General features: G+C 64.0%; 19 protein-coding genes. 15 read left to right on the forward strand and 4 right to left on the reverse strand.

Features of this window, described 5'->3' with window-relative positions; all coding sequences use genetic code 11:
• Positions 1–31: 31 nt before the first annotated feature.
• Positions 32–1,870 carry an extracellular solute-binding protein gene (locus QTL96_RS16190; RefSeq protein WP_289728409.1) on the reverse strand — a complete coding sequence of 613 codons (1,839 nt, stop codon included), beginning with the start codon at positions 1,868–1,870 and terminating at the stop codon, positions 32–34.
• A gap of 112 nt (positions 1,871–1,982) precedes the next feature.
• Positions 1,983–2,597: a TetR/AcrR family transcriptional regulator gene (locus QTL96_RS16195; protein WP_289728410.1), complete on the reverse strand. Its 615-nt coding sequence runs from the start codon at positions 2,595–2,597 to the stop codon at positions 1,983–1,985.
• A gap of 51 nt (positions 2,598–2,648) precedes the next feature.
• Between QTL96_RS16195 and QTL96_RS16200 the strand changes: the two genes are divergently transcribed.
• The 7 genes from QTL96_RS16200 to QTL96_RS16230 all read left to right on the forward strand — a co-directional run bounded on the left by QTL96_RS16200 (position 2,649) and on the right by QTL96_RS16230 (position 9,388).
• Positions 2,649–3,221, forward strand: a complete 573-nt coding sequence (locus QTL96_RS16200) for a hydrolase (RefSeq protein WP_289728411.1) — start codon at positions 2,649–2,651, stop codon at positions 3,219–3,221.
• A gap of 129 nt (positions 3,222–3,350) precedes the next feature.
• A complete protein-coding gene (gene mepA, locus QTL96_RS16205) occupies positions 3,351–4,424 on the forward strand; it encodes a penicillin-insensitive murein endopeptidase (RefSeq protein ID WP_289728412.1) in 1,074 nt (357 codons plus the stop codon).
• A 105-nt stretch (positions 4,425–4,529) separates the two neighbouring features.
• A complete protein-coding gene (locus QTL96_RS16210) occupies positions 4,530–4,913 on the forward strand; it encodes a methylglyoxal synthase (RefSeq protein WP_289728413.1) in 384 nt (127 codons plus the stop codon).
• Between the two features lie 33 nt (positions 4,914–4,946).
• Positions 4,947–5,978, forward strand: coding sequence for a glucokinase (locus QTL96_RS16215; protein ID WP_018899218.1), 1,032 nt, complete (start codon positions 4,947–4,949; stop codon positions 5,976–5,978).
• Positions 5,979–6,095: 117 nt separating this feature from the next.
• Positions 6,096–7,883, forward strand: a complete 1,788-nt coding sequence (locus QTL96_RS16220; RefSeq protein ID WP_047506728.1) for an ABC transporter ATP-binding protein — start codon at positions 6,096–6,098, stop codon at positions 7,881–7,883.
• A gap of 23 nt (positions 7,884–7,906) precedes the next feature.
• Complete coding sequence (gene dapB / locus QTL96_RS16225) at positions 7,907–8,731, forward strand: 4-hydroxy-tetrahydrodipicolinate reductase (protein WP_289728414.1); 825 nt, start codon at positions 7,907–7,909, stop codon at positions 8,729–8,731.
• A 21-nt stretch (positions 8,732–8,752) separates the two neighbouring features.
• Positions 8,753–9,388 carry a 2,3-bisphosphoglycerate-dependent phosphoglycerate mutase gene (locus QTL96_RS16230; RefSeq protein ID WP_289728415.1) on the forward strand — a complete coding sequence of 212 codons (636 nt, stop codon included), beginning with the start codon at positions 8,753–8,755 and terminating at the stop codon, positions 9,386–9,388.
• Between the two features lie 63 nt (positions 9,389–9,451).
• On the opposite strand, the gene QTL96_RS16235 is transcribed toward QTL96_RS16230, so the two are convergent.
• Positions 9,452–9,865, reverse strand: coding sequence for a helix-turn-helix domain-containing protein (locus QTL96_RS16235; protein WP_113197192.1), 414 nt, complete (start codon positions 9,863–9,865; stop codon positions 9,452–9,454).
• Between the two features lie 87 nt (positions 9,866–9,952).
• On the opposite strand from QTL96_RS16235, the gene QTL96_RS16240 reads away from it, so the two are divergent.
• The 3 genes from QTL96_RS16240 to QTL96_RS16250 are packed head-to-tail and all read left to right on the forward strand — an operon-like array spanning position 9,953 to position 11,552.
• Positions 9,953–10,819, forward strand: coding sequence for an oxidoreductase (locus QTL96_RS16240; RefSeq protein WP_289728416.1), 867 nt, complete (start codon positions 9,953–9,955; stop codon positions 10,817–10,819).
• 60 nt (positions 10,820–10,879) lie between these two features.
• Positions 10,880–11,245, forward strand: a complete 366-nt coding sequence (locus QTL96_RS16245; RefSeq protein WP_289728417.1) for a type II toxin-antitoxin system RelE/ParE family toxin — start codon at positions 10,880–10,882, stop codon at positions 11,243–11,245.
• Positions 11,229–11,552 (forward strand): DNA-binding transcriptional regulator, encoded by a 324-nt coding sequence (locus QTL96_RS16250; RefSeq protein WP_112428009.1) that lies wholly within the window; start codon positions 11,229–11,231, stop codon positions 11,550–11,552. Before QTL96_RS16245 ends, QTL96_RS16250 begins: the two co-directional genes overlap by 17 nt.
• A gap of 3 nt (positions 11,553–11,555) precedes the next feature.
• On the opposite strand, the gene phnF is transcribed toward QTL96_RS16250, so the two are convergent.
• Complete coding sequence (phnF, locus tag QTL96_RS16255; protein ID WP_289728418.1) at positions 11,556–12,287, reverse strand: phosphonate metabolism transcriptional regulator PhnF; 732 nt, start codon at positions 12,285–12,287, stop codon at positions 11,556–11,558.
• Between the two features lie 116 nt (positions 12,288–12,403).
• Between phnF and phnG the strand changes: the two genes are divergently transcribed.
• From phnG to phnK, 5 genes are all read left to right on the forward strand, one after another.
• Positions 12,404–12,889, forward strand: coding sequence for a phosphonate C-P lyase system protein PhnG (phnG, locus tag QTL96_RS16260; protein ID WP_289728419.1), 486 nt, complete (start codon positions 12,404–12,406; stop codon positions 12,887–12,889).
• Positions 12,889–13,512: a phosphonate C-P lyase system protein PhnH gene (gene phnH / locus QTL96_RS16265; protein WP_289728420.1), complete on the forward strand. Its 624-nt coding sequence runs from the start codon at positions 12,889–12,891 to the stop codon at positions 13,510–13,512. Before phnG ends, phnH begins: the two co-directional genes overlap by 1 nt.
• Positions 13,513–13,515: 3 nt before the next feature.
• The gene (locus tag QTL96_RS16270) at positions 13,516–14,625 is read left to right on the forward strand and encodes a carbon-phosphorus lyase complex subunit PhnI (RefSeq protein WP_113009751.1); all 1,110 of its coding nucleotides are present in this window, start codon (positions 13,516–13,518) and stop codon (positions 14,623–14,625) included.
• Positions 14,622–15,503 (forward strand): alpha-D-ribose 1-methylphosphonate 5-phosphate C-P-lyase PhnJ, encoded by an 882-nt coding sequence (locus tag QTL96_RS16275; protein ID WP_018899231.1) that lies wholly within the window; start codon positions 14,622–14,624, stop codon positions 15,501–15,503. Before QTL96_RS16270 ends, QTL96_RS16275 begins: the two co-directional genes overlap by 4 nt.
• 271 nt (positions 15,504–15,774) lie before the next feature.
• Positions 15,775–16,551, forward strand: a complete 777-nt coding sequence (phnK, locus tag QTL96_RS16280; RefSeq protein ID WP_018899232.1) for a phosphonate C-P lyase system protein PhnK — start codon at positions 15,775–15,777, stop codon at positions 16,549–16,551.
• Positions 16,552–16,600 lie beyond the last annotated feature (49 nt).

Genomic DNA, 16,600 nt, shown 5'->3' on the forward strand with positions numbered 1-16,600 from the left:
GAGCCCAGCCGTCAGGCCAATGCAAGTCCGCTCATTTCTTGGCGGAAGACGACCACCAGACGTCGGGGAAACCGGTCGCGTAGGTCGGGTATTCGGCCGGATGGGTGATCGTGTTCCAGTAGGTGATCGACTGCGTGTCGCGGTAGAACAGCGGCACGACATAGTGGCCCGCCATCAGCACACGGTCGAGCGCCTTGATCGACGCCACCTGCTCGTCGCGGTTTGGCGCGAAGATCACCATGCGGATCAGCGCGTCGACCGCCGGGTCGGAAATGCCAGAATAATTGCGCGAGCCCTGCTGGTTGGCGGAACCCGAGCCCCAGTAGTCGGCCTGCTCGTTGCCGGGGTTCATCGTTTCGGCCCACACGTTCCAGATCACGTCGTAGTCGAAGCTGCGCACGCGGTTGGTATATTGCGAGGCGTCCACGGTGCGCACCCGCGCATCGATGCCGATCTTCTTGAGATTGTTGGCGTAGGGCACCGCCCAGCGCTCGAAGACGGGGCTGGAGAGCAGAATCTCGAAGCTCATCGGCTTGCCGGTCTGGCTATTGACCATGCGGTTGCCCTTGATGTCCCAGCCCGCTTCCTTCAGCAGCTTGATCGCCGTGCGCAGGTTGTCGCGGCTCTTCTGCGAGTCGCCGCCGACAGGGTTCGAATAGGCAGTGGTGAAGACCGAAGGCGAAAGCTTGTCCTTGAGGCCGTTCAGGATCTCCAGCTCGCGCCCCTCAGGCAGACCGGAGGAGGCGAGCTCGGTGTTCCAGAAATAGCTGTCGATGCGCTTGTAGCTGTTGAAGGCGACGGTGCGGTTCAGCTCCTCGAAGTCGAAGGCATAGTTCAGCGCCTCGCGCACCTTCTCGTCCTTGAACGCGTCGCGGCGGGTGTTCAGCACCATGGCCTGCATGATGCCGGTGGCGCGCAGCGCATTCGGCACGTCCTCCTTCTTCACGCGGCCTTCCTTGACTGCGGGGAAATCGTAGCCGGTCGCCCAGCGCGCCGCGAGCGTCTCCTGCCAGTAGTCGCTGTTGCCGGCGCGGAAGGCCTCGAACTCCACGTCGCGGTCGCCGTAATAGGTGTAGTTGATCGAGCCGAAATTGTTCTGCCCGACATTCACGTTGAGATCCTTGCCCCAATAGTCGTCGCGCAGCTCGTAGCGGATCGTGGCGCCTGCCGTGAAGGCGGCGATCTTGTAGGGGCCGGAGCCCATGACAGGTTCCAGCGTGGTCTTGGCGATATCGCGCGGCTTGCCGTCAGCCCCGGTGCCCTCCCACCAGTGCTTCGGCACGACCACCAGCTGGCCGAGGATGTTTGGCAGTTCCTTGTTGTTCTTCTCGTCGAAGGTGAAGGTCACGTCGCGATCGCCCGATTTCTCGGCCTTCACCACGTGCTTGTAATAGTTGGAAGCGAGCGGGTTCAGCTCCTTCACCTTGTCGAAGCTGAAGATCACGTCCTCTGCTGTCACAGGCTTGCCATCCGCCCATTTCGCCTCGGCGCGCAGCCGGAAGGTCGCGCTCGACACGTCATCGGGAAAGGAGAGCCCTTCCGCCAGCAGCCCATACGAGGCGAGCAGCTCGTCGTCCGCCGATTTCATCAGCGTCTCGAACGGCAGCGTCAGGCCGACGGCGGCCTGCCCCTTGGAAAGCAGCGGGTTGAAGGTATCGTAGGTGCCGGATGCCGAAAGCCTCAGATTGCCGCCCTTCGGCGCAGCCGGGTTGACGTAGTCGAAATGCTTGAAGCCCGGCTTGTATTTCAGTTCGCCGATGGTGGAGGTTCCGATCCGGAAGACCGGCTCCTGGGCGACGGCCTGCAAGGGCAGGGCGGCAGCGCCCAACAGAGAAAACACCAAACCAAGTCTCGACCACGCACGCGCCATTCGCCAGCCCCAATTGTTTCGCTTTTTCGAGGATAGGCGAAATGCTGGCGAAAAACAGGTGACGCAACCTTTTTTGTCCGGCTTCGCGCAAATGTGAGCGCAACCCGGCTGCTCAGGCCGTCGCTTCCTCCAGCCTTTTGCGCAGCATCCCCCGCAACTCCGCCACCATGCGCGGATCGCCGCCGATGTCGGGATCGTGCGCCGCCGTCACGATGATCCTCAGCAGTTCGAGCACCAGCGCCGACAGAAGGTCGAGATCGTCTCCAACAGGAGGGCTCGCCTTCTGCAATAGCGCCTTGATGTTGCCGCGCAGCTCCGCCCGCGATTTCACCTTGCGGTCCTTGGGGATATCGCGCCGCGCGGCCAGCACCGGAAATTCGCGGTACTGCTCCAGAAAGGCGCCAAGCCGCGCGAAGATCGCGTCGCCGATCTCTGACGCCCGCTTGCCGTCGACCTCGTTTTGCAGCTCGACCAGCGCGGCGTTCAGCTGCCGCATCCGCTCGATATGCAGCGCTTCGGCCAGCACCGGCTTGGTCGGGAAGAACTGGTAGAGCGAGCCGATCGAGGATTTCGCCTCGGCGGCGATCTCCGTCATCGTCGCGGCCTCATAGCCCTTCTCAAGAAAAACCTTGGCGGCCGCCTCGGTCAGAATGGCAACGCGCTCGTGCCCGCGCTTCTGCTTCGGCGAACGATCGATCGAATCGGCACTTGATTTTTGTGAGTGCATCCTCATATTTCCAATTGCGAGGATATCCTCATGTTTGTTCCGGAGCCTTCCATGTCCCTCTACGATCCCAAGACCACCGCCCTGATCTCCATCGATCTGCAGGGCTTTATCATTTCCAGGCCCGTCGCGCCTCATTCCGCTCAGCAGGTGATCGAAAACACCGCCGCAATCGCCAAGTCGCTGAAAGCAGCCGGCGGCACGACCGTCTTCGTCACCATCGGATTTTCCGCGGACTATGCCGACGCTGTCAACCAGCCGACCGACGAACCGATCGCCTTCCCACAGGGTGGCTTGCCGGACGAGGCGCTGCGCGAGCCTCCGGAGATCGCTGACCTGACGCCGGATGTGCGCATCACCAAGCATCAATGGAGCGCCTTTTATGGCAGCGAGCTCGACCTGCAGCTGCGCCGTCGCGGCATCCGGACCGTCATTCTCACCGGCATCGCCACCAATTTCGGCGTCGAGGCCACGATCCGCGATGCGTTCGCCCATAATTACGCGGTCATTGCCGCCGAGGATGCGATGACGACGTTCACCGCCGAGATGCATGCCTTTGCCTGCGAGCGGATCTTCCCGCGCCTGTCGCGCATCCGCAAAACCGCCGACATCCTCGCCAACACCTGAGCGCGGCGCTGCCGGCCGACGCGATGTCTCGCAATCGCCCGTGAAAAACATCGATTCACCAGAATCGCATTTCACGGTAAAACGGGTGCAAATCACTCGACTATGGTCGGCAGCAGTTCAGGATACGGCATGGCTTTCCGCATCGCGCAGGCGCTCTCTTCAATCGGTAAACTGGCACTGGCCACTGCGATCGGCGCCAGCCTTATCGCCGGCGATGTCGCCGCCCAGCAGAAACAGCCGAGCCCCGGCAGCGCCAAGGCGATCTTCGGTGGCGTTCAGCTTCCGACGCAAGGCGCTCCGCAACCCTATGGCTTCTACGCCAAGGGCTGCATGGCAGGCGCCGAGGCGCTTCCGACCGATGGTCCGAACTGGCAGGCCATGCGCCTGTCGCGCAATCGCCGCTGGGGCAATCCGGCGATGCTCTCCACCATCGAGCAGCTGTCGCGCGATGCCGCCAAATATGATGGCTGGCCGGGCCTGCTGGTCGGCGATATCGCCCAGCCGCGCGGCGGCCCGATGATCACTGGCCACGCCTCGCACCAGATCGGCCTCGATGCCGATATCTGGCTGACGCCGATGCCCAACTTCCGCATGACGGCGGAACAGCGCGAGGCGCTGCCCTTCACGACCATGCTGCAGAAGAACGCGTTTTTGACGATCAACCCGAACGTATGGACGCCGGCTCACGCCCGGCTCCTGATGCGCGCCGCGAGCTATCCGCAGGTCGAGCGCATCTTCGTCAATCCGGCGATCAAGAAGAAGATGTGCGACACCTGGACCGGCGATCGTACCAATCTCGGCAAGCTGCGCCCGGAATACGGCCACGATTCCCACTTCCACATCCGCATCAAGTGCCCGCCGGGTGCGGCCAATTGCAAGCCGCAGGCACCCGTGGTGGCCGGCGATGGTTGCGATAAGTCGCTCGCCTGGTGGTTCAGCCCGGCGCCCTGGGCCAAGCCCAAGCCGCCGAAGCCGGATGCCAAGCCGGTCAAGCCGCGCGAGGTCATGGTGTCGGATCTGCCGAAGGCCTGCCAGGCGGTTCTCGATGCTCCCGCCGTCTCCTCCGTGCGCGCCGCGACCTATGGCGGTCCCTCGGCTGCCGAAGTGCTCCGCGCTCAGCCCATTGGCGCACCGCCCGCCGCCAATGACGACGAGTTGCCCGATCTCGGCCCCATCCCGGATGACAAGCCAGCAGCGCAATGATCCCGGTTGAACACCGCGACACCGCTCTTTAAAACCCTGATCGCTTCGTATAGAAGCGGTCAAATCGATTGAATTATGCCAGTGAATTTAGAGGGGGAGCTTCTGATGGCCGGCCGCAAGTGCCTTGCGCTCATCGCGCATGACCAGAAGAAGGACGACATGGCGGAATTCGCCCGCCGCAACGAGGAGACGCTCAACGCGAACTGGACGATCTTCGCGACGGGTACGACCGGCGGCCGCGTTCTCGATGCCGCTCCCTCGCTCGATGTCACTCGGTTGAAAAGCGGCCCGCTCGGCGGTGACCAGCAGATCGGCGCGCTGATTGCCACCGGCGAGGTCGATGCGCTGATCTTCTTCGTCGACCCGCTGACCCCCATGCCCCACGACGTCGACGTCAAGGCCTTGATGCGCCTTGCGATCGTCTATGATATCCCAATGGCACTCAACGAGGCCACGGCCGACAGGCTGATCGCCAATCTTCACGCATAAGCGGCGCGCGAACGCGCAACAACGGAACCTGCCATGCACCAGCTCGATACCAGCGACGCCTCCATGCCCTTCCCGATCCTGATCGGCGATATCGGCGGAACCAATGCCCGTTTCGCCATCATCGAGACGGCCGACGCCGAACAGGTCAATTTCCCGAACGTGCGCACCGCCGATTTCAAGACCATCGACGACGCCATCCGCGCCACCATCCTGGAAAAGAGCGCCATCAAGCCGCGTTCGGCGATCCTCGCGGTTGCCGGCCCGATCAGCGACGACGAAATCCCGCTGACCAATTGCGATTGGGTCGTGCGTCCGAAATCGATGATCGAAAATCTGGGCATCGAGGATGTCTTGGTCGTCAACGATTTCGAAGCGCAGGCGCTGGCCATCTCCGATCTGGCCCCCGAACACCGCGAACGCCTCGGCAATGCCGACGCCCATGAGGACATGGTCGCCTCCCGCGTCGTGCTCGGACCGGGCACCGGGCTCGGCGTCGGCGGCCTCGTGCATGCGCGCGGCGTCTGGATCCCGGTTCCGGGCGAGGGCGGCCACGTCGATCTCGGGCCGCGCAGCAAGCGCGATCTCGAAATCTTCCCCTATGTCGAAACCATCGAGGGCCGCGTCTCGGCCGAGCAGATCCTCTCCGGTCGCGGCATCGTCAACCTCTACCGCGCCATCTGCACCGCCGATGGCATCGCGCCGAAATACAGCGACCCTGCTGATATCACCTCGCACGCGCTGGCCGAAAGCGACCCGGTCGCCGTCGAGACCATCTCGCTGTTTTCGACCTATCTCGGCCGCGTTGCCGGCGACATGGCGATGATTTTCATGGCCCGCGGCGGCGTGTTCCTTTCCGGCGGCATCAGCCAGAAGATCCTGGCCGCTCTGCGCAAGCCCGAGTTTCGCGCCGGTTTCGAGGACAAGGCGCCGCACACGGCACTGCTCTCGACCATCCCGACCTATGTCGTCACCCACCCGCTGGCCGCACTCTCCGGCCTCTCGTCCTATGCTCGCCGGCCCGACACCTTCGGCGTGTCGACCGATGGCCGCCGCTGGGGTCGATAGCCCCCCCAGCGTCCGGCGCCCGGACAGACCTAGCCAAACGGGCGCCAACTCTTTATAGAGCCGCTCGAGCGCGGGCCGCAGCAGCGGCTCGCATGGTCACGAGACAGGAAGTCTTTATTGCGTTCATCCGATCCCCAGCAGCGCCCCGTCGACAGCGGCACGGTCACCGCCGTCTTGAAGCGCATCATCGCTGAAAACGGCCGCGAGCACATCTGGGGCTACGTCGTCGCCATCAGCTGTCTTGTCCTCGTCGCGCTATCGACGGCCTTTACCGCCTGGATCATGCGCTCGATCATCGACGAGGCCTTCGCCAACCGGCGTGCCGATGTCGTCTGGGTCATCTGCCTCTCCATCTTCATTGCCTTCGTCATTCGCGGTTTCGCGAGCTACGGCCAGGCGGTGGCGTTGTCGAAGATCGGCAACAACATCGTCGCCCGCTACCAGAGCCGTCTCTACGTGCATCTGATGACGCTGTCGGTCGGCTATTTCAACGAGGCGCGTTCGGCCCGCATCGCCGCCCAGGTGAGCCAGAACGTCGGCGGCATCCGCGACGTCCTCAACCTGACGATCACCTCGACCGCCCGCGACCTCCTGACCTTCGTCGCCCTGCTCGGCGTCATGGTCTATCAGGACCCGCTGCTCAGCGTCGCCGTCCTCATCCTCGCGCCGCCGCTGCTTCTGGCGCTGCGCTATCTCTCCAAGCGCCTGCGACAGGCCACCAAGGAAGCCATCGATCTCAATAGCCACGTGCTCGGCGCCATGCAGGAGACCATTCAGGGTATCTCCATCGTCAAGGCGTTCACGATGGAGCGGCAGCTCGAGCAGAAGATCAACAAGATCATCGTCGCTGCCGAAGAGCGTGGCAACAAGATCGCCAAGCTGTCCGAGCGCAACGCGCCGATGACCGAAAGCTTCGCCGGTTTCGCCGTCGCCAGCGTTCTTGCCTACGCCGCCTACCGCTCGATCTATCAGAACGTGCCGCCCGGCGCCTTCTTCTCCTTCGTCACCGCGCTGCTGCTCGCCTATGATCCGGCCCGCCGCCTTGCCAAGCTGCAGGTGCAGATGGAGCGCGCCGCCGTCAATGCGCGGATGATCTACGAGCTGCTCGACATGGAGCCGCGCCAGCGCGACCTGCCGGATGCCAAGCCCCTCGTCGTCACCGAAGCCCGTATCGAGCTCAAGGATGTCGCCTTCGCCTATGGCAACGACAACGTGCTCGATGGCGTCAACATGGTTGCCGAAGGTGGCAAGACCACCGCGCTCGTCGGCCCCTCCGGCGCCGGCAAGTCGACGATCATCAATCTCATCCCGCGCTTCTACGATCCGAAGGCCGGCGAGATCCTGATCGACGGCCAGGACATCGCCCATGTGACGAAGAAGTCGCTGCGCGAGCAGCTGGCCTATGTCTCGCAGCAGCCCTACCTGTTCGAAGGCTCGATCCGCGACAACATCCGCTATGGCCGTCCCGACGCCAGCGATGCCGAGGTCGAGGAAGCAGCGCGTCTGGCTTACGCCCACGATTTCATTCTCGCTCAGCCGGAAGGCTATGACACGCCCGTCGGCGAAAACGGCGTGACGCTCTCGGGCGGCCAGCGCCAGCGTCTGTCGATCGCCCGCGCGCTGGTGCGCAACGCCCCGATCCTGCTCCTCGATGAAGCGACCTCCGCGCTCGATACGGAATCGGAAGCAGCCGTCCAGAAGGCGCTCGACGAAGCCATGACCGGCCGCACCGTCGTCGTCATTGCCCACCGTCTGTCGACCGTGGTTCGCGCCGACAAGATCGTCGTCATGCAGCAGGGCCGCGTCGTCGAAGAGGGCAATCACGAGACGCTTGCGAAGCGCAGCGACGGTCTTTACGCTCGCCTCAACAACCTTCAGAGGCCCGCGGCCTCCGAGACTTTCTGATACGTGAATGATGGACGCCTGACATGAGCGATGCTGCGATGAAACTGGTGGTGGTTGGTGCAGCGGGCCGCATGGGACAGGCGCTCATCCGCATGGTGCACGAGATCGAAGGCGTTACGCTGCACGCAGCCGTCGGCCGTCCGGGCTCGCCCTTCATCGGCAAGGATGCCGGCGAGATCGCGGGCCTCGGCCCCAACGGCGTCGCGATTACCGACGATCCGCTGGCCGCCTTCCTCCACGCCGATGGCGTGCTCGATTTCACCACGCCCGCGACCACCAATGACTTCGCCGCACTTGCCGCCCAGGCCCGCATCGTCCACATCATCGGCACCACAGGCTGCTCGGTCGAGGACGAAGGGAAGATCTCCGCCGCCAGCCGCCATGCCCGCATCGTCAAGTCTGGCAATATGGGCCTCGGCGTCAATCTCTTGAGCGTGCTGGTCGAGCAGGCGGCGCGCGCGCTCGATCCCGCCGATTGGGACATCGAAGTTCTCGAAATGCATCACAAGCGCAAGGTCGATGCCCCCTCGGGCACCGCGCTCCTGCTGGGTGAAGCCGCCGCCAAGGGCCGCGGCATCGATCTCGCAACGCACTCCGTACGCGTCCGCGATGGCCACACCGGCGCGCGCGAAGCGGGCACGATCGGCTTTGCCACGCTTCGGGGCGGCTCCGTCATCGGCGAACATTCCGTCATCTTCGCCGGCGAGGGCGAGCGCGTCTCCATGGCCCACAGCGCCGGCGACCGCTCCATCTTCGCGCGCGGCGCCGTCAAGGCGGCCCTTTGGGCGCGCGACAAGAAGCCGGGTCTCTATTCCATGCTCGATGTTCTCGGGCTCTCCCAACACTGATCTCATCAGAAGGAATTTATAATGAGCGGTACCCTCGTCCTCGTTCGCCACGGCCAGAGCGACTGGAACCTGAAGAACCTTTTCACCGGCTGGAAGAACCCGGAGCTGACAGAGCTCGGCGTTCAGGAAGCCAACACCGGCGGCAAGGCGCTTGCCGAAACCGGCATCAAGTTCGACATCGCCTTCACCTCCGACCTGAAGCGCGCCCAGGACACGCTGAAGATCATCCTTGAAAACGTCGGCCAGACCGGCCTCGAGACGATCAAGGATCAGGCGCTGAACGAGCGCGACTACGGCAATCTCTCCGGCCTCAACAAGGACGATGCCCGAGCCAAGTGGGGCGAAGAACAGGTCCACATCTGGCGCCGCTCCTACGACGTTCCCCCTCCGGGCGGCGAAAGCCTGCGCGACACCGGCGCCCGCGTCTGGCCTTACTACCTGACGGAAATCCTGCCCCGCGTCCTGCGTGGCGAAACCGTGCTCGTCGCCGCCCACGGCAACTCGCTGCGTTCGCTGGTCATGGTGCTCGATAAGCTTACCAAGGAACAGATCCTCGGCGTCAACCTCGCGACCGGCGTTCCCATGGTCTACAAGCTCAACGCCGACTCGACCGTCGCGTCCAAGGAAGTCCTCGGCGACATGTCCGGCGCGCACTAAATATCATCGCGCCGCGCGTCTCTCCGATGCGCGGCGCCTCTCCGGACAGACCGGACAAATTCATTAGTTTTTGGGTCCGTTTTCCGTCTGACCCTTCGGCTTCCGCGCGGCCTCGAAATCCGGCAGCCGGTTGGCGATCCATTGCCAGAGCCCCACCACCTCCACAAGCAGCTCACCGCCCAGCGGCGTCAGTTCGTATTCCACGCGCGGCGGCACCTGCGGGTAGAGCGTGCGCGTCACCAGACCATCGGCCTCCAGCGTCCGCAATGTCTGCGTCAGCACCTTCTGGCTGATGCCTTCCACCCGTTCCAGGACCCGTGAAAACCGCAAAGGCCCCTTGGCCTCGGCCAGGATATGCATGACGCGCAGCGGCCACTTGGCGCTGGCGCGCTCCAGCATCTCGCGAGCGAGTGCGTCCTCGGCATCCGTCAGCGTCTCGCAGAAGTCGAATGTACCATCGTTTAGTTCAGTTACCATAAGGTATGTATAGATCCATCTGGTACCTTCTTTCAAGAAGATACCGTCTAGCCTATATGGTCTTTCGACGGATCAAGGAGATTTCGGATGTCACAGGTTTGGTTGATTACAGGCAGTTCGCGCGGTCTCGGCAGGGCGCTTGCTGAAGCGGTTCTGGCTGAGGGGCACAATCTGGTCGCCACCGCGCGCAACCCCGCCCAGCTCGACGATATCAAGCAGCGCTACCCCTCGAGTGTCTTGACGATTTCGCTTGATGTGACCGACGAGCAATCGGCCGAGCAGGCAGTCAAGGCCGCGGTCGAACGCTTCGGCCGGCTCGATGTCCTCGTCAACAATGCCGGCTATGGCGATGTCGGATCGATCGAGGATACCAGCCTCACAGATTTCCGCGCCCAGATCGAAACCAACCTCTTCGGCACCATCATCGTCACCAAGGCGGCCTTGCCTCTGATGCGCGAGCAGGGCGCCGGCCATATCGTCCAGATCTCCTCCGTCGGCGGTCGCATCGGCCCGGCCGGACGCGCGCCCTATGCGGCGGCCAAATGGGGCGTCGAGGGCTTCTCGGAAGTCTTGAGCCGCGAAGTCGGTCCGCTCGGCGTCAAGGTCAGCATCGTCGAGCCCGGCGGTTTCCGCACCGATTTCGCCGGCGCCTCCACGACGCTGCGCGAAGGCCGCCCCGAATACGACGAAACCGTCGGCAAGATGGCCCGCTACCAACGCGATTACGACGGCAGGCAGCCCGGCGACCCGGCAAAAGCCGCCGCCGCCATCATCCACCTAGCCAGCCTCGAAAACCCGCCGCTGCGCCTCCCGCTCGGCAGCGACGCCATCCGCGCCATCGCGCAGAACGACGCGCAAAGAGCCGCCGAACACGCCGCCTGGCGCGACCTCAGCATCTCCACCGACTTCGACGCCGGCAATGGGGCAGGGCACTTTCCCTGGGAGGCGAGGTGAGGGGCTAGCTCGATCCACTAGAACCTTGAATTTGGTAGCACTTGGTGCTACCTTTTCTTCGTGAGCGAGCGCGTCTTCAAAACATCATGGTTTGCCAAGGCGGCACGGAAGGCGCGCATTCCGGACGAGGATCTGTGCCGCGCGATCCGTCAGGTGGCGCAAGGTCAGGCGGACAATCTCGGAGGCGGAGTTTTCAAGAAGCGCCTCAATGATAACAGGCACCGTTCGATCATTCTGTCGAAGGCCGGCCAATTCTGGGTATACGAATACCTGTTCGCCAAGCAGGATCGGGCCAATATCGAGGACGACGAACTGGTGGCCTTTCGCCAGCTTGCGAAGGCCTACGCGGCATTGAACGACCGTCAGGTTGAAGAGTTGCTGCGTGTCGGCCAATTCAAGGAGATATGCAATGACGACCCGGCGTAAGTTCAAGTCCGATGCCTTCGAGGCCATCCATTCCTCGGCGGAGGCGCTGTTCAAGGTCGGTGGCATCGATAAGGCGACGTTGCGTGGGTTCGACGAGGCATGTCTGACCGCGCCGCCGGAACTTGCTCCGCAGGAGATCAAGGCGCTGCGCGAGCGCAACAATGTCAGTCAGCCGGTCTTTGCTCGATACCTGAACACGAGTGAATCCACCGTCCAGAAATGGGAGAGCGGCGCCAAGCGGCCGAGTGGCCTAGCGCTGAAACTGCTCTCCGTCGTCGAGAAGCATGGGCTCGAAGTCCTAGGATAACCCTCAATTCTCGATCGTGAACTGCACCCGGTCGGCCGCAAATCGCGTCACCGAATATTGCACCGGCACGCCGTCGAGATCGGTATTCATCGCCTTGGTGATCAGCACGATCGCGCCCGGCGTCAGTTCCAGCGCCGATAGATCGGCGGCTTCGGCGTGGGCGGCGGTGATTTCGGTGGTGGCGCGGATATAGTCGGATAGGCCGAGTTCGGCGAAGGCGCGGGTGATCGATTCCGTCGTCTCGTAGGCGTCACGCATGCCCGCGAAGCGGTCTGCCGGAAACCACGAGGTCGCGCTCGAAACCGGCCGTCCGTCGGCCTTGCGCACCGTCTCCAGCCGGATCACGTTTGTCCCCGGCGCAAGCTTCAGCCAGCGCGCCACTTCGTCGCTGGCCGCTTCCTCGCCATGTCCGAGCAGCAGCCCGCGCGTCTCGCGCGCCTGCTCGCCGATGCCGCTGTTGAAGCGGGTGCGCTTGCTGATCGGGAAGTTCAGCCGTTCCTTGCGCTCGATCAGCGTGCCGCGACCCTGCACGGCGCGCACGATCCCCTCCTGCGCCAGAGCCGCGAGCGCGCTGCGCACCGTATGGCGGTTGACGCCGAACTGCGTGGCCAGCGTCATCTCCGGCGGCACCATGCCCGTTTCGTCATAGGCGCCGGCGCTGATCGCCTGGCGAATCCGGTCGGCGATCTGCCGCCACAGCGCCACGCCCGTCTGTCTCTGAACCTGCCCAGCCATTTTAGCCCTTTATCTTATGCGCCCCCGAAATGTCACACGCTTGTCACCTCGGCGATTTAGGTCTAGGTATAGCTTGTATGGTTGTCTATATCAATAGACATTTAAAGGATGTGGCGATGACCTTAGCGGAAAAGAAGGTAGGCAAGACCGAGCTGAGTGAGGGTGACCGGGCGCGCAAGCGCACCGTCGATCTGCTGGCCCGCGCCGAGCGGCAGGAGCTGGAAGCGGCCTGGCAGGCATTGACGGAAAAGCCGGTGGCGCAAGCCGTGCGCGCCCCCGAAACCGGCCTCGTCATGGTGCGCGGCCGCATGGGCGGCGGCGGTGCGGCCTTCAATCTCGGCGAGGTCACCGTCACCCGCGCCACCATCCGCCTCGCTTCGGGCACCATCGGTCACGCCCAGGCGCTCGGCACCGATCGCGAAAAGGCCCGCCTCTCGGCGATCTTCGATGCGCTCTGGCAGGAGCCAGCCACCCGCGACGCAATCGAAACCACCCTGCTTGCGCCGATCGCGGCCCGCGTCGCCGATGCCGATAACAAGAAGGCCGACGAGACCGCAGCCACCCGCGTCGATTTCTTCACCATGGTTCGCGGAGACGACTGATGCCCCTCAAGACCGAAACGCATAACGCTGATGCCCTGTCGGGCGGCTTCGCCGAGCCGGTGTTCCACGCCCAGAGCGTCTTCAAGCTGATGATGGATGCCATGGCCCGCCCCGGCACCATCCAGACCGTCTCGCCCGATGCCGAGCCGCCGGCGCCGCTCGGCATCGCCGCCGGTGCCATCGCGCTGACGCTCTGCGATCACGACACCCCCGTCTGGCTCTCACCTGTCTTGGCCAAGTCCGCCACGCCGCAATGGCTCGGCTTCCACACCGGCGCGCCGGTCACGCCGGAAAAGGCCGAAGCCCGCTTCGCCTTTGTCGATGAAGGCGCCACGCTCTCCTCCTTCGGCCTGTTTGCCTCCGGCACCCAGGAATATCCGGATCGTTCGACGACGCTCGTCATCGAGCTGCCCGATCTCGAAGGCGGTCGCCGTCTCGCGCTGATGGGCCCCGGCATCAAGACCGTCACCGACGTTGCGCCGCTTGGGCTGCCCGAGCGCTTCCTGCATCTGTGGACGGAAAATCGCGCGCTCTTCCCGCGCGGCGTCGACATCGTGCTGACCTCCGGCAGCCGTTTCCTCTGCTTGCCGCGCACCACCAAGATCACCGCAACGGAGATGTGACCCATGTATGTTGCCGTCAAAGGTGGCGAGGCCGCCATTTCGAATGCCCACCGCCTGCTCGCCGATCGCCGTCGCGGTGATCGCGCGCTCCCCGCCATCGGCATCGAGCAGATCGTCGCGCAGCTGACGCTCGCCGTCGACCGCGTCATGGCCGAAGCCTCGCTCTACGACCGCACGCTGGCGGCACTCGCCGTGCGCCAGTCGCGCGGCGACATGATCGAGGCGATCTTCCTGTTGCGCGCCTACCGCACGACATTGCCGCGCTTCGGCTATTCACAGCCGATCGACACGGCGCAAATGAAGATCGAGCGCCGCGTCTCCGCCACCTACAAGGACCTGCCCGGCGGCCAGCTGCTCGGCCCGACCTTTGATTATACGCATCGCCTGCTCGACCCCTCGCTGCTTGAGGATGGCGCGGTCGAAGAGCCGGTGCTGCGCGAGGCCGAAACCGGCCGCGTCATGCGCGTCTCGGAGATCCTTGCCCATGAAGGCCTGATCGAGGGCGATGGCGAGATGCCCGAGGATCACGAGATCGGCGATCTCACCCGCGAGCCGATGGAATTCCCGATGAGCCGCGACCTGCGCCTGCAGGCGCTCGCTCGTGGCGACGAGGGCTTCCTTCTGGCGCTCGGCTATTCCACCCAGCGCGGCTATGGCCGCAACCACCCCTTCACAGGCGAAATCCGCATCGGAGAGGTCGAGGTGGAGTTCGATGTGCCCGAGCTCGGCTTCGCGGTTTCGCTGGGGTCCATCCAGGTCACAGAGTGCCAGATGGTCAACCAGTTCAAGGGCTCCTCCAAGGCGCCGCCGCAGTTCACCCGCGGCTACGGCCTGGTCTTCGGCCAGAGCGAGCGCAAGGCCATGTCCATGTCGCTGGTCGATCGTGCCTTGCGCGCCGGCGAACTCGGCGAGGACATCACCGCCCCCGCGCAGGACGAAGAATTCGTCATCTCGCATGCCGATAACGTCCAGTCGACCGGCTTCGTCGAGCATCTGAAGCTGCCGCACTACGTCGATTTCCAGGCCGAGCTCGATCTCGTCCGCCGCATGCGAAACGACTTCGACGCCGCCCGCAACGGTGGCGATGACGATCTCAAGGAGGCAGCCGAATGAGCGATCTCGCCACGTACAACTTCGCCTATCTCGACGAACAGACCAAGCGGATGATCCGCCGCGCCATCCTGAAGGCGATCGCCATTCCCGGCTATCAGGTTCCCTTCGCCTCGCGCGAAATGCCGATGCCTTATGGCTGGGGCACCGGCGGCGTACAGGTAACGGCCTCGATCATCGGCCCCGATGACGTGCTGAAGGTCATCGACCAGGGCGCCGACGACACGACGAATGCCGTCTCCATCCGCGCCTTCTTCCAGAAGGTCGCCAATGTCGCGGTCACCACCCACACCAAGGATGCCACCATCATCCAGACCCGCCACCGCATTCCGGAAGAAAAGCTCGGAGCCGGCCAGGTGCTGGTCTACCAGGTGCCGATCCCCGAGCCGCTGCGCTTCCTCGAGCCGCGCGAGACCGAGACCCGCAAGATGCACGCGCTTGAGGAATACGGCCTCATGCACGTCAAGCTCTACGAGGACATCGCCCATAACGGCCGCATCTCCAAGACCTACGCCTACCCGGTCAAGGTTGCGGGCCGCTACGTCATGGACCCGTCGCCGACGCCGAAATTCGACAATCCGAAAATGCACATGTCGGACGCGCTGCAGCTCTTCGGCGCCGGCCGCGAAAAACGCATCTACGCCGTCCCGCCCTACACCGAAGTCGTCAGCCTCGATTTCGAGGACCACCCCTTCGAAATCCAGCGCTTCGGCAAGCCCTGCGCGCTCTGCGGCGCCGAAGACGTCTATCTCGACGAGGTGATCCTGGACGACAAGGGCGGCCGCATGTTCGTCTGCTCGGATACCGATCACTGCGAGGATCGGCGCGAGCACGGCCACGTCGGCGAGATGCTTGCGCAGGGTCGGGAGGCTGCGGAATGAGGGCGATTCAAGTTCGGCGTTCTGCCGGGGATACCCGTTCAACTGCCTGCTTCGTTCTCCAAGCGGAGTGGGGGAACGGTGCCATTGCGGCTCGTCTCTTCTCCCCCACGGGGAGAAGGTGGCGGCAGCCGGATGAGGGGGGCTTCGCCGCAACCTCGTCCGTCGCTTATCGCTCCGGCCGTTCGCTCCTGCGTTCGCTCACCCCCTCATCTGTCCTGTCGGACATCTTCTCCCCGTTGGGGAGAAGAGGAAACGCCTGGGAGGCATAGCCATGACCGACACCCCCCTTCTCAAAGTCAACGACGTCTCGAAATTCTACGGCAACCGCATCGGCTGCAAGAACGTCTCCTTCGAGCTCTGGCCCGGCGAAGTGCTGGCGATCGTTGGTGAATCCGGCTCCGGCAAGACCACGCTCTTGAACTGCATCTCCACCCGCCTGATGCCGACGACAGGCAGCGTCGAGTATCACATGCGCGACGGCCAATATCGCGATCTCTACCACATGAGCGAGGCCGAGCGCCGCTTCCTGATGCGCACCGACTGGGGCTTCGTGCATCAGAATCCGGCTGACGGTCTGCGCATGACGGTGTCGGCCGGCGCCAATGTCGGCGAGCGGTTGATGGCGATCGGCGATCGGCACTATGGCAATATCCGCGCCACCGCGGTGGACTGGCTGAGCCGCGTCGAGATCGACGAGAGCCGCATCGACGACCAGCCACGCGCCTTCTCCGGCGGCATGCGCCAGCGCCTGCAGATCGCCCGCAACCTCGTCACCGGCCCGCGCCTCGTCTTCATGGACGAGCCGACCGGCGGTCTCGACGTCTCCGTTCAGGCACGCCTGCTCGATCTCGTTCGCGGCCTCGTCAACGATCTCGGCCTCGCGGCCATCATCGTCACCCACGATCTCGCCGTCGCCCGCCTGCTGTCGCACCGGATGATGGTGATGAAGGATGGCCACGTGATCGAGCATGGCCTGACCGACCGGGTGCTCGACGATCCCCGCGAGCCCTACACCCAGCTCCTCGTCTCCTCGATCCTGCAGGTATAGTTGAGAGCGCGATCCGTAAGCCGGCTAAGCTCACGGATTGTCGCCAGAA

This window comes from Rhizobium sp. S163, from assembly GCF_030380805.1.
Lineage (GTDB): Bacteria > Pseudomonadota > Alphaproteobacteria > Rhizobiales > Rhizobiaceae > Rhizobium.